This is a genomic window from Collinsella sp. AF08-23, assembly GCF_003479805.1.
Taxonomy (GTDB): Bacteria; Actinomycetota; Coriobacteriia; order Coriobacteriales; family Coriobacteriaceae; genus Collinsella.
Genome location: NZ_QUHV01000001.1, coordinates 261,678 through 274,036 on the forward strand (window position 1 = coordinate 261,678; position 12,359 = coordinate 274,036).

A 12,359-nucleotide genomic window follows, 5' to 3' on the forward strand; every position below is an offset into this window, starting at 1 on the left:
CTCGCAGACCCGATGTGTAAAGGGGGACGGGTGCGTTTTGCACATCGGGAAGGGCGTTTCGCCCACATTTGGCTTTTAGCGCGGATGTGTAAAATGCACCCGTCCCCCTTTACATATCCGCATTTGCTCCCATGAGGCGCCCGCCCGGTCTGCAAGGACGGGCGGGCGCTTTTCTTGCTGCTCGTTCGTTGCTTTCTGGGTACAAGCCCAGTGTGTGCATCAATATCGTGTTAGGAGAACACATGAGCACTTATGCAATCAAGGCCGATGCCTTCTATCTGCCCACTCGCGTTGCCCGTGACGGCTACCTCATGGTCGAGGATGGCGTTTTCGGCGAGTATGTGACCGAGGCCCCCGACTGCGAGATCCGCGATTACTCCGGTTGCGAGATCGCTCCTGGCTACGTCGACACCCATATCCACGGCTTCGACAATCATGACATCATGGACTGCGAGTCCGAGAGCGTCGCCATCGTGTCCCGTGGCATCCTGCGCAACGGCGTGACCAGCTACCTGCCCACCACGCTCACCGCGAGCACCGAGCAGCTCGAGCGCGCCTGCGCTTCCGTTGCCGAGTACGTCGAGGCTGGCGACGAGACGCCGCACGCCCGCATCCAGGGCATCTTCCTCGAGGGCCCCTTCTTCACCGAGAAGTACAAGGGCGCCCAGAACCCGGCTTACCTCTCCGCCCCCACCATGGAGAAGTTGAACGCCTGGCAGACCGCTGCGCACGGCCTCGTCAAGAAGATCGCCGTCGCCCCCGAGTACGAGGGCGCGGTCGAGTTCACCGCCGAGGCTGTGAAGTCCGGCGTTGTCGTGGCGCTCGGTCACTCCGCGGCCACCTGCGAGCAGGCTCAGGCTTGCCTGGACGCGGGCGCCAAGGTCTTCGTCCACACCTATAACGGCATGAGCGGCCTGCATCACCGCGAGCCCGGCATGGTGGGCGCCGCCCTTTCCAGCCAGGATAAGTCCTTCTCCGAGCTCATCTGCGACGGCCATCACGTCAACCCCATCTCCGCGGGTATCGTGATGCACGCCAAGGGCCATGAGCATGTCGCGCTCATCACCGACTGCATGTGCGCCGGTGGCATGCCCGATGGCGACTACTTCCTGGGCGAGCTGCCTGTCGTCGTCGCAGGCGGCACGGCCCGCCTCAAGGACGGCGGCTCGCTGGCGGGTTCCATCCTCAACATGAAGGACGCCGTCAAGAACGTCGCCGACTGGGGCGTTGCCACCAAGGCCGAGGCCATCTACATGGCTACTCAGGCTCCCGCCGAGGCCAACGACATCGCCGACGAGTGCGGTTCCATCCGTCCCGGCCGTCATGCCGACTTCGTCGTGCTGAACTCCGATCTCACCCTCGTCGAGACCTACCTCGGCGGCGAGAGCGTCTACGTCGAGAGGTAACCATCGTTCTCTGGCGAGAGCGATATGAATCTTTAGCGCCCCGACCCGGTTGTACCGGATCGGGGCGTTTGAATGCGAAACGTTCTTGAAGGCGAAGCGAATCAGTCGGCGACGATTATTCGGGTTGATTCGAGGACCATGGAGCACTGTTCGTCGCTGACATTTGCATCGGTGATGAGCGCGTCCATCTGATCGAGGTTGTAGAAGCCGAAGAAGTCCATCTGTCCGATCTTGCTTGAGTCGCAGACGAGGTACCGCTCGGCGGCTCGATCACAAGCGAGCGCCTGCAGACGACCCTCCTCGAGGTTGGAGCAGGAGATGGATTGAGCGAGCACGCCGTTGGTGCCGATAAAGCACGTGTCGATACCGAGTGGGGCGAGCGCATCTTCCGCTACGGGACCGACGAAGGACCCCGAGCGCTTGCGATACTGTCCTCCCAGGGCGCAGATCTCCACGTCGCTGCGCGTTTGGAGCATGTTCAGCACGATGATGCTGTTTGTGATGACACGCAGCTGCATGGGCGGCAGTGCGCGGGCGATGAGGGCGCAGGTCGAACCGGGTCCGAGGAAAACGGTGTCATGCTCCTTGATCAGACCGACCGCGCAGTGCGCAATGCGTTCCTTTTCGGGCGAGCGTATCGAGAGCTTTTCAAAGAAGGGAACCTCGCCGGCGGTGGGGGTCCCGCTTGATAGGCGGATACTGCCGTGCTCGCGGCTTACGCCGCCATCTCGCGCGAGTTCATCGAAATCCCTGCGAGCGGTCATTTCGGAAATGCCGAAGATCTTCGCCGCTTGGGCGACGGTGACCATACCGCGCTGCATGCACAGTTTCAGCAATTGTTCGTGACGTTCAGATTTGAGCATGGCTTGCCAATCGGTCATGCGGTGACAACGGAAATGTAAGTGCTGAGCGCCTCGAGGATCTGAGGGTCTGCGTCGGCGTTGACGAAGGCCGCGGTCATCTCCTCCAAGGTGGTGAACAGGCAGAAGTCGCGCCTACCAACTTTTACCGCGTCTACAACGAGGTAGCGCTCCTGGGCGCGTGCAAGGGCATCGGAAAGAACCATAGTCGCGTCGGGGCGAGAGCCGAAGACCTCATTTTCGAAAATTCCGGTGGCGGAGACATAGGCTTTTGGCGCCGAAAGGCCGTAGAGTCCGCGGCCGTTGTACGGCATGGTGAAGACGCGGGTGTCATGGCGCATCATGCCGCCAATGAAGAAGAGGTCGACATGGGGGTTGTCAGCCAATAAGTTCAAGACGGGGAGGCTGTTGGTGACCACGCGGATGTCCTCCTGCGGCAGATACGAGCACATAAGTTCGAGTGTGGAGCCGCCCCCGAGGAAGATGGTATCGCCGGCGGAGACAGTGCGCGCCGCCGCCATCGCCGCCGCGCGTTTCTGTTCGACGTGGAAATGGCGCTTCTCTTCGTGTGAGATCAGGCGTGAGAGTGTCGTACCACGTGCGGAGCGCGGCAGTTGGGCGCCGCCGTGTACGCGCACGAGCAGTCCCTTGTCGGCGAGCTCCGCCAAATCGCGCCGAATGGTCATATTCGAAACACCCAGGGTGTTGGATATCTCATTGACCGTAACGGAATGATGTTGATCGAGCAGGTCGAGAATGGCCTGCTGACGTTCGGATTTCATGGCCGTGAACTTCCTTATCGAGCGTTTGTTCATATTTCAATTAAAGCGAACAACACAAATGAACGCAAATCGTTCACAGAAACACAACTACCTTTCACCGGTCAAAACAGCACGTTCACGGGAAAAAATCCATTGATACCAATTAAAAACGATAAAAAAGAGCGCGTTGTAAAAAACAATCCTTGACCAATAATCAAACATAGACGAACATAAATGAGCAGAACGAACATAATATAACAACATGAAAGGACAGCAGATGCGTATTGGCGTTATCCTCGCGAGCCACGGAGAGTTTGCACGCGCCGCCCTCGGCGCCGTTGAGATGATTGCCGGCAAGCAGGGCGACGTCGTGGCGCTTGGTCTCACCGCCGAGAAGAGCCTGGAGACCTTCGAGGCCGAGATGCGCGAGGCCTACGAGACGCTCAACGCCGAGTGCGACTTGGTCGTCACCCTGTGCGACATCTACGGCGGCACCCCGTTCAACGTGACCACCCGCGCCCTGCTCAACGGGATGGACATGGTCGCGTACACCGGCCTGTCGATGCCCGTGGTCGTCGAGCTCCTGTTGACCCGCGATGGCCTCGAGTCCGCCGATGCCGTCCGCGCACAGATCACCGCCGCGCATGCCGGTGCCCAGCAGGAGATCAAGGCCCCTGTTCCAGTCGCTGAGGACGATGGGGACGACCTCGATCTCTAACTCGCCCGCGATCGCCGCCACCGAGGGCGCGCGCCCGGCCCCCATTGGGTGGCGCCCCACGTGTTACGCCACTTGCTGGAAGCAATGAACATAAGTGCAAACGACAAGGAGAACATCATGGCACTTAAGCTCGTCGACATTGATGACCGCCTGATTCACGGCCAGGTGGCCACGACTTGGATCCCGGACTTCGGCATCGAGTCCGCCATCATCGTCTCCGACAAGGTCGCCAATGACCCCGTTCAGAAGTCCGTGGCCGGCCTCGCCGCCCCCGACATCAAGGTCTCCGTCTTCGGCGTCGACAAGTTCATCGACGTCCTGAAGAAGACGGAGCTCAAGAAGGCCACGATGGTCCTGTTCACCAACCCCATCGACGCCCTCAAGCTGCATGAGAACGGCCTGCCGTTCGATTACCTGAACGTCTCCGGCATGCGCTTCAACGATCAGCGCCATCGCCTGCACAAGAACATGTCCGTCACCGCCGAGGAGAAGGCCGCTTTCGAGGAGCTCATCGGCTTGGGCGTCGAGTGCTGGATGCAGACGACCACGCGCGATTCCAAGGAGCCGGTGTCCGAGCTCCTCAAGAACTACTAAGCCGGTAATCATCTCCGGGCATATGGGTCCGGAGTGTGCCCGCTGGATGCGTGCGGCGGGCGAATAGGGAAGGAGAGGCATATGCTTCAAGCACTTCTGCTCGCCATCTGGGCGGGTCTGTGCACCTGGGACCAGTTCGGTCCCCACCTGGGCTTCCGCAAGCCCCTGCTGGCGTCCGTCGGCGTCGGCATCATCCTCGGCGACATGACGACCGCCATCATGATCGGTGCGACCATGGAGCTCATGTGGCTCGGCGTCAACAACATCGGCGCCTATGTTCCGCCGGATGTCATCTCCGGCACCATCGTCGGTGCTGCCCTGGGCATCATGGGTGGCGGCGACACCGCCTCAGCCATCGCGCTCGCCGTCGCCATCGGTATCCCGACCGCTACCCTCGTTCAGCAGCTGAACATCCTGGTCATGACCACCAACGTCTCCCTCGTCCACGGTGCTGACAAGGCCATCGAGTCCGGTAAGTTCAACGCTGTGAACAAGTTCTTCTGGACCGGCGCCCTCTGCTTCTTCCTGACGCGCGCCGTCCCGGTCTTCATCGCCACGGGCATCGGCTCCTTCGTGATCGAGGACATCATGAACTTCCTGCAGAACCAGGTTCCGTGGGTCCTCTCCGGCTTCTCCACCGCCGGTGGCATGATGCCCGCCGTCGGTCTGGCCATGCTCCTCACCATGATGATGAAGAAGAACATGTGGATCTTCCTGCTGCTCGGCTTTATCATGGCCGCCTTCCTCAACGTCCCGACCGTGGGCATCGCCCTGGCCGCCTGCGCCGCCGCCGGCGTGTGGGACGTCATTACCGAGGGCCAGAAGAACCAGCCCGCCCCTGCCGCCGCCCCTGCCGCCGGCTCCGATGATGACGAGGAGTACGATCTCTAATGGGTAAGATCTCTAAGTCCACCCTGAACAAGGTGCTGCTGCGCACCCAGGGTTGCCAGTTCGCGCACAACTACGAGCGTATGCAGTCTCTGTCTCTGACCTACTGCTTCGCCCCCGTTCTCGAGGAGCTCTACAAGGACGCCCCCAAGGAGGAGCGCGTCAACGCGATGAAGCGCCACCTCGAGTACTTCAACACCCACCCGCTCGCGATCCCCTTCATCCTCGGCATCACCGCCGCCCTGGAGGAGTCCACGGATGAGGACCAGAAGGACACCGTCGTCGGCATCAAGACCTCCCTCATGGGTCCCTTCGCCGGCCTGGGCGACTCCCTGCTGAACCTCACCTGGTTCCCGATCGCCGGCTCCATCGGCGCCTCCATGTGCGTCGACAACGGCTCCATCGTGGGTCCGCTCGTGATGTTCCTGCTCATCAACCTGCTGTACTGGCCGCTGAAGTACTTCGGCCTGCACAAGGGTTACGAGATGGGCATGGAGCTCGTCGAGAAGGCCGGCGTCCAGGTCTTCGACCGACTCGGCAACCTCGCCAACGTCCTGGGCGTCATGGTCACCGGCGGCCTGGTCGCCACGACCGTCAAGCTCAAGCTCGCCGTGCAGTTCGCCTTCGGTGAAGGCGATCCCCTGGTGCTCCAGGACCAGCTCGACAAGGTGCTGCCCTTCCTGCTGCCCGTCGTCCTGACGTTCATCTGCTATCGCCTGCTCAAGAAGGGCCAGGGCAAGAACTCCGCTCAGATCATCATCGGCCTGATCGTGTTCTCCCTCGTGTTCGCCGCCATCGGCTTCTATTTCCCGGCGTTCAAGATCTTCGCCTAATCGCGAGCCCGCCCAAGGCCGATCGTTCGAGGCCCGCGACCCGCATACCGGGCGCGGGCCTTTTCGACCGTCGGGGGCCGATGCCCGCCACGGGGCGGATGCCGAGCGGGTCCGCCGTCGATGGCGTGCCGCCCTCCAAATGAAAGGATCCCAATGAGAACCGTTCTCGTGCTCATGGATACCCTGCGTCGCGACGTCCTGTCGTGCTACAACCCCACGACCGATGTCCAGACGCCCAACCTCGATGCCTTCGCGGGTCAGTCCTGCGTGTTCGACAACCACTGGATCGGCTCGGCGCCGTGCATGCCCGCCCGCCGCGACATCCTCACCGGCCGTTACAACTTCCTCGAGCGCCCCTGGGGTCCCATCGAGCCCTTCGACGTGACGCTGCCCGCATGCCTGCGCGCGAACGGCAACTTCTGCCACATCACCACCGACCACTGCCATTACCTGCGCACCGGTGGCGAGGGTTATCTGCAGGAGTTCAACACCTGGGACTACTACCGCGGCCAGGAGGGCGACCCGTGGGTCAGCCGCATCGACGAGCCGGGCAACATGCCCGAGACCTTCTACGGGCGCGTGCGCGAGCAGTATCAGAAGAACCGTCAGCTGTGGCCGAACGAGGAGGACATGCCGAGTCCCAAGACCTTCCAGTCCGCCTGCGACTGGATCGACGGAAACGCCGGGGCCGATGACTTCTTCCTCATGGTCGAGGCCTTCGATCCGCATGAGCCCTTCGACGTCCCGGACAAGTACATGGAGATGTACGGCGGCACCGGCGGGCTCGACCGCGACTATTTCGAGATCCCCGAGTACAAGCGCGTCTCCGCCACCGACGTGAACCCCGAGGCGGAGGATTACCTGCAGCGCCGCTACAAGGCCCTGGTCACCATGACCGATCACTGGTTCGGCAAGCTCATCGACAAGCTCGCAGAGCGCGGTATGCTCGAGGACACCATGGTCATGGTCACCACCGATCATGGCTACTTCCTGGGCGAGCGCGACTACATGGGCAAGAACTACATGCACCTGTACAACGAGCTCGCGCACCTGCCGTTCATCGTGCACTTCCCGGGCAACGCCCGCGCGGGCGAGCACGCCCATCAGCTCACGCAGGCCATCGACATCATGCCCACCGTGCTCGATGCCCATGGCTGCGAGATTCCGGCGGATGTGTGCGGCGCCTCCCTGGTCCCGCTCATGACCGATCCCGACGCGCCCACGCGCGACTACGCCCTGTACGGTGTGCACGCCATGACCGTCAACGTCACCGACGGGCGCCACACCTACTTCCGCGCCCCGGTGCCCGGCAACCAGCCGTGCTTCGAGTACGCCGCGCTGCCGCACACCATCCGCAAGAAGATGGGCTCGGATTGTCCGGAGGAGATCGAGTGCGGTCGCTATTTCAAGCGCACCAAGTACCCGCTGTTCAAGATTCCCTGCAGGAAGCCGGCTCAGATCGAGGGCGCTGCGCCCCTCGCCGAGGTTTCCGAGACCATGCTGTTCGATCTCGAAAGCGACTACGGCCAGGTGAACAACCTCGCCGGCAAGGGCGATCCGGCGGAGCAGCATATGATCGACCTGCTGCTGCGCGGCCTGGAGGAGCATGAGGCCCCCGCCGAGCAGAAGGTTCGTCTGGGGCTGGCGTAGCCGGCTGGCCAACCTGAAATGAAACGCATGCGCCCGAAACTGCCTTCGTTTTGGGCGCTTTCGTCAAGAGAGGAGACCCTCATGGCACACAAGGGGCAGCGGCCCAATGTGTTGCTCATCATGTGCGATCAGATGAGGGGCGATTGCCTGGGTATAGACGGGCACCCGGATGTGAAGACGCCCTACCTCGATACGCTCGCCGCCGACGGCATGCTGTTTGAGAACGCCTACTCGGCGTGCCCGAGTTGTATTCCCGCCCGCGCCTCCCTCTTCACGGGTAGGACGCCCGCCGGCACGGGCCGCGTGGGATACAAGGACGGTGTCGCGTGGGAATACGATCATATGCTCGCGCAGGAGATGCGCGACGGCGGCTATCAGACGGCCGTGGTCGGCAAGATGCACGTGCATCCGCCGCGCCTCGGCTGCGGCTTCGAGTACATGCGCCTGCACGACGGCTACATCGGGCACTGCCGTAAGGCGAACCTGCCCTACTGGATGCACCAGAACGTCTCCGACGACTACATGCGCTTCCTCAAGGACGAGCTGGGTGAATTCGCCGACGTGAACGGAACCGGCGTGGAGAACAACTCGTGGATCACGCACCCGTGGGCATACGAGGAGCGCCTGCATCCCACCAACTGGGTGGTCGACGAGTCCATCCGCTTCCTCGAGACGCGCGATCGCACGCGCCCGTTCTTTCTCATGACGAGCTTCGTGCGGCCCCATCCGCCCTTCGACGCGCCGCAGACCTACTTCGACCTGTATCGCGATATGGAGTTGCGGGCCCCCGCCGTCGGCGACTGGGACGACGCGGGCGCTACCGAGCGCGACGGCATGATTTTGGACAGCGTGCATGGCTGTCGCGACGCCGAACTGCGTCGCGAGGCCATGGCGGGCTATTACGCCTGCATCACGCATATGGACCACCAGATCGGCCGCCTCATCACCGCGTTGGAGAACGATGAGACCTACCACGACACCGTGGTCGTGTTCTGCTCCGATCATGGCGAGATGCTGTTCGACCACAGCCTGTTCCGCAAGGTTTTACCCTATGAGGGCTCCACGCGCATCCCCTTCATCGTCCATGTGGGCAAAAACGTCGAGCTGGCGCCCGGCGAGCGCGTCTGCGGCGTGAGCGAGAGCGCTGTCGAGCTCATGGACCTCATGCCCACGATTCTCGAGGCGTGCGGGCTGTCCGTGCCCGAGGGCGTCGAGGGCTCATCGCTTCTGGGGGAGCTCACCGGGACCGCACCGCTCGACCGTGCTTGCCTGCACGGCGAGCACAGCGGCAGCCATGAGCAATCCAACCAGTGGATCGTGACCCCGCACGACAAGTACATCTGGTTCACCCAGACGGGCGTGGAGCAGTACTTCGACTTGGATGCCGATCCGCGCGAGTGCGTGAACCTCATCGACCGTCCGGAGTGCGCCGAGCGCATCGCCGAGCTCCGCGCGCTTTTGATCGAGGAGCTCTCCGGCCGCGAAGAGGGGTATGTTAAGGACGGTGAGTTGAGGGTCGGGTGCAAGCCCGCCGTCAATCTCGAACACCCTCGTCGCTAGCAGAAAGGCAAGAACATGGATATGAAGACGGTCGGCATCGTGGTCATGGTGGTTGCGCTCGCGTTTACCATCTACATGGAGGTGCAGAAGCGCGCCACCTTCGCCAAACTCGAGGCCTATCTGCGCGAGGGCGATCTGGAGAATTACCTGAAGGTCCTCGACCGTCCTCTCACCAACGTTTTGTATCCCAAGTACAACGTCCTGTTCATGCGCTTGAACGCGCTGCTCGCCATGGACGACGCCGAAAAGACGGCCGCCGTCATCCGCGAGATGGGGTCGCTCAAGATGAACGATGAGCAGAGGATCGCGCTCGCGGTCAAGGCCTTCACCTTCTACGTGGAGATCGAAGACGAACTCCACGCGCGCGAGGTGCTGGAGTACCTCGAGGCCAATGGGGACGAGTCCATGGCCAAGGCGAACCGCCGCACCTACGACATCTTCCTCAAGGGTTCCCACGCCTACATCAATGAGATGGAGAGCGCCCTGTCCGACGCGAGCGGAGTCGAGGAAGCGCTGTTGTGCCAGATGCTCGCGATACAGTACGACAACAAGGGAGATAAGGACCGCTCCGCTTCGTATCGCGAGCGTGCGGAGCGCTCGCTCGACGCGGCCGTCTCCAAGTAACAGGGAAGGGTTCGAAAAGCCCGTATGCTAGCGATCGTATTTGCCATTGCGTTCTTCGCCTCCACCATCGGCGCCATTTGCGGCATCGGCGGCGGCATCATCATCAAGCCTGCCATGGATGCCGTCGGCGCCGCGGACGTCGCGACCATCAACTTCCTATCCGGATGCACCGTGCTGTCGATGACGTGCTACTCGGTGATCAAATCGAAGGTCTCGGGGGACTCCAAGATCGATCCGAAGATCGACACCCCGCTTGCCGTCGGCGCGGCTGCGGGCGGTTTGGCGGGGCGTCAGATGTTCTCCGCGGTCGCATCGTTCTTCGGCGACGCGAACATCGCCGGCGCCGTGCAGGCGGGAACGCTCATGCTCGTCACGGCGGGGACGCTGCTGTACACCTTGAACAAGGAAAAGATCGCCACCCGCAATGTCACCGGAGTCATTCCCTGCATGGCCATCGGCCTGGTGCTGGGCATCTCCTCCTCCTTCCTGGGTATCGGCGGAGGGCCCATCAACCTCGTGGTCCTGTTTTACTTCTTCACCATGAGCACCAAACGCGCGGCCCAAAGCTCGCTGTACATCATCTTGTTCTCGCAGGCCGCCAGCACGATCGCGGCGATTGCGGGCGGTGTGTCCAACCTCGACGTCGCATTGCTCGCGGGCATGGCCGCCTGCGGCATCCTCGGCGGCATCGCGGGTCGCGCCATGAACAAGCACATCGACGATGCCGCGGTGGACAAATTGTTCTGCGGCCTCATGGTTGCCATCATTTTGATCAGCGGTTTCAACGTGGTGCGATATTGCGGTTGATCTCGGGCCCCACTGACAATCAAATAGCTGAGCAGATTTGTGCGCACATGCTTTTCATGTGCGCATATTTGTACATTACTGTGCATCATTGATATGAAGGACGAGCGTCTGCGCCGATGGATATCGGCGGAAACCAATGCGCCCCCTGCGGCGGCGATGCCGACAGGGGGCGCATGCGTTTAATGATATGCGGCGCTAACAGGTGATTCGATGCCTATAGGCAGTGGTTCTGAGCGACGCGTTTGAACCAGTACGCGCTGGCCTTGGGCGTGCGCTGCTGGGTTTCAAAGTCAACGTAGAAGAAGCCGTAGCGCTTGTTATAGCCGTTGGTCCAGCTGAACTGGTCCTGCAGGCTCCACATAAAGTAGCCGCCAACGTCGACACCGCATTCGATGGCTTTGAGGATCCAGCGCAGGTGGTCTTCGACGTATGCGATGCGCTCGGAATCGTCCACGGTGCCATCGACAAGCTGGTCCTTGCGACCCATGCCGTTTTCGGTGATAAACAGCTGCTTGTAATTAGGGTAGCGCAGTGAAATATCCATCATAAGGTCGAACAGGCCCTTGGGATAGATAATCCAATCCCAGTCCGTGGTGGGAACGCCGGGGCGTACGGCGCGCTCGCCCACGCCCGCCACGCGCCAGCGGCCGGTGCCCTTGTCGCCTGTACCGTTGTGATGAAGGTCGGTCTCACCGTCGAACGCCTTGAGAAAACGGCTTTGGTAATAGTTGATGCCCAGGCAGTCGTTGAGCTGCGCGGCGCGGCGCATAATCGAGAGGTCATCGTCCAAAAACTCGACTGAACCGTTGCTCGCCTGGCAGAGGTGCTCGATAATCTGGAGCGTATCGGGCGCATAGTCGCCGCGGAAGGTGGCGTCGAGCAGCAGGCGGTTTTGCAAAACGTCGTCGTTTTTAGCTGCCTGGATGTCGCCGGGGCAGGCGGGGTCATAGGGATACTTGTATTCCAGTGCGTGGATGACGCCGATCGTTCCGGGATAGCCGCCCTGCTTGTAAGCCAAGACGGCTCGGGCGTGGGCGAGCATCATGTTGTGCTGGGCCTGCAGGCACTCGTGCAGGCAGCCCTTCTTGCCCTGCGGCCAGGTTCCCTCGACGTAGCGGTTGAGCGTGGCCGCCGCGATCTCGTTGAACGTGAACCAGCGGGTCACCTCGGGGTATTCGTCAAAGCAGAAGCGGGCATACGCCTCAAAGGCGTCGATGGCATCGCGGTTGAGGAAGTCGCCATTGGCGTAGATCGCGGCGGGGGAGTCGAAGTGGTGCAGGGTCACGTATGGCTCGACTCCGTGGGCGCGGCAGCTGGCGAAAAGGTTGTGGTAGAAGGCGACGCCCTCGGGGTTGGGCTCACCCACGCCGCCATCGGGAAAGATGCGGCTCCAGGCGATCGACACGCGGATGCCGTTCATCCCAAAGCGCTCGCACAGCTCGAGGTCGCTATCGTAACGGTTATAGAAGTCGCAGGCGGGCTCGGGTGAAAAGCGGCCTTGCTGAGCGAGGTAGTCGTCCCATGCGACTTTGCCCTTGCCATGGGATTGGCAAGCGCCTTCTACCTGGTAGGCGGCGGTGGCGCCACCAAAAACAAAGTTGTCGGGAAAGCGCTGGGAGGTATCGGCGGAAAAGACGGGGCTCATGGCGAATCCAATC

12 protein-coding genes are annotated in these 12,359 nt (G+C 61.8%); 9 read left to right on the top strand and 3 right to left on the bottom strand.

The window, feature by feature from the left end:
* Positions 1 to 242 precede the first annotated feature (242 nt).
* Positions 243 to 1,406 carry an N-acetylglucosamine-6-phosphate deacetylase gene (nagA, locus tag DWV48_RS01040; RefSeq protein ID WP_118652548.1) on the top strand — a complete coding sequence of 388 codons (1,164 nt, stop codon included), beginning with the start codon at positions 243 to 245 and terminating at the stop codon, positions 1,404 to 1,406.
* A 101-nt stretch (positions 1,407 to 1,507) separates the two neighbouring features.
* Here nagA and DWV48_RS01045 read toward each other — a convergent pair whose 3' ends face one another.
* Together DWV48_RS01045 and DWV48_RS01050 are read right to left on the bottom strand one after the other, a co-directional pair.
* Complete coding sequence (locus DWV48_RS01045) at positions 1,508 to 2,269, bottom strand: DeoR/GlpR family DNA-binding transcription regulator (RefSeq protein ID WP_118652677.1); 762 nt, start codon at positions 2,267 to 2,269, stop codon at positions 1,508 to 1,510.
* Between the two features lie 14 nt (positions 2,270 to 2,283).
* Entirely contained in the window at positions 2,284 to 3,048 is a 765-nt protein-coding gene (locus tag DWV48_RS01050) for a DeoR/GlpR family DNA-binding transcription regulator (protein ID WP_233546008.1), read from the bottom strand.
* A gap of 241 nt (positions 3,049 to 3,289) precedes the next feature.
* On the opposite strand from DWV48_RS01050, the gene DWV48_RS01055 reads away from it, so the two are divergent.
* The 8 genes from DWV48_RS01055 (at position 3,290) to DWV48_RS01090 (ending at position 10,701) form a co-directional block, all read left to right on the top strand.
* The gene (locus tag DWV48_RS01055) at positions 3,290 to 3,745 is read left to right on the top strand and encodes a PTS sugar transporter subunit IIA (protein ID WP_233546010.1); all 456 of its coding nucleotides are present in this window, start codon (positions 3,290 to 3,292) and stop codon (positions 3,743 to 3,745) included.
* Positions 3,746 to 3,862: 117 nt separating this feature from the next.
* Positions 3,863 to 4,339 (top strand): PTS sugar transporter subunit IIB, encoded by a 477-nt coding sequence (locus tag DWV48_RS01060; protein WP_118271993.1) that lies wholly within the window; start codon positions 3,863 to 3,865, stop codon positions 4,337 to 4,339.
* An 81-nt stretch (positions 4,340 to 4,420) separates the two neighbouring features.
* A complete protein-coding gene (locus DWV48_RS01065) occupies positions 4,421 to 5,230 on the top strand; it encodes a PTS sugar transporter subunit IIC (protein WP_118652554.1) in 810 nt (269 codons plus the stop codon).
* Positions 5,230 to 6,060, top strand: a complete 831-nt coding sequence (locus DWV48_RS01070) for a PTS system mannose/fructose/sorbose family transporter subunit IID (protein WP_118652556.1) — start codon at positions 5,230 to 5,232, stop codon at positions 6,058 to 6,060. The genes DWV48_RS01065 and DWV48_RS01070 overlap by 1 nt, the downstream gene beginning before the upstream one ends.
* A gap of 153 nt (positions 6,061 to 6,213) precedes the next feature.
* Entirely contained in the window at positions 6,214 to 7,710 is a 1,497-nt protein-coding gene (locus DWV48_RS01075) for a sulfatase-like hydrolase/transferase (RefSeq protein WP_118652558.1), read from the top strand.
* Between the two features lie 81 nt (positions 7,711 to 7,791).
* Entirely contained in the window at positions 7,792 to 9,270 is a 1,479-nt protein-coding gene (locus DWV48_RS01080; protein WP_118652560.1) for an arylsulfatase, read from the top strand.
* Positions 9,271 to 9,285: 15 nt separating this feature from the next.
* On the top strand, positions 9,286 to 9,894 hold the full coding sequence (locus tag DWV48_RS01085) for a hypothetical protein (RefSeq protein ID WP_118652561.1): 609 nt from the start codon (positions 9,286 to 9,288) through the stop codon (positions 9,892 to 9,894).
* Between the two features lie 24 nt (positions 9,895 to 9,918).
* On the top strand, positions 9,919 to 10,701 hold the full coding sequence (locus DWV48_RS01090) for a sulfite exporter TauE/SafE family protein (RefSeq protein WP_118652563.1): 783 nt from the start codon (positions 9,919 to 9,921) through the stop codon (positions 10,699 to 10,701).
* A gap of 214 nt (positions 10,702 to 10,915) precedes the next feature.
* On the opposite strand, the gene lacG is transcribed toward DWV48_RS01090, so the two are convergent.
* Positions 10,916 to 12,346 carry a 6-phospho-beta-galactosidase gene (gene lacG, locus DWV48_RS01095; RefSeq protein ID WP_118652565.1) on the bottom strand — a complete coding sequence of 477 codons (1,431 nt, stop codon included), beginning with the start codon at positions 12,344 to 12,346 and terminating at the stop codon, positions 10,916 to 10,918.
* Positions 12,347 to 12,359: the final 13 nt, after the last annotated feature.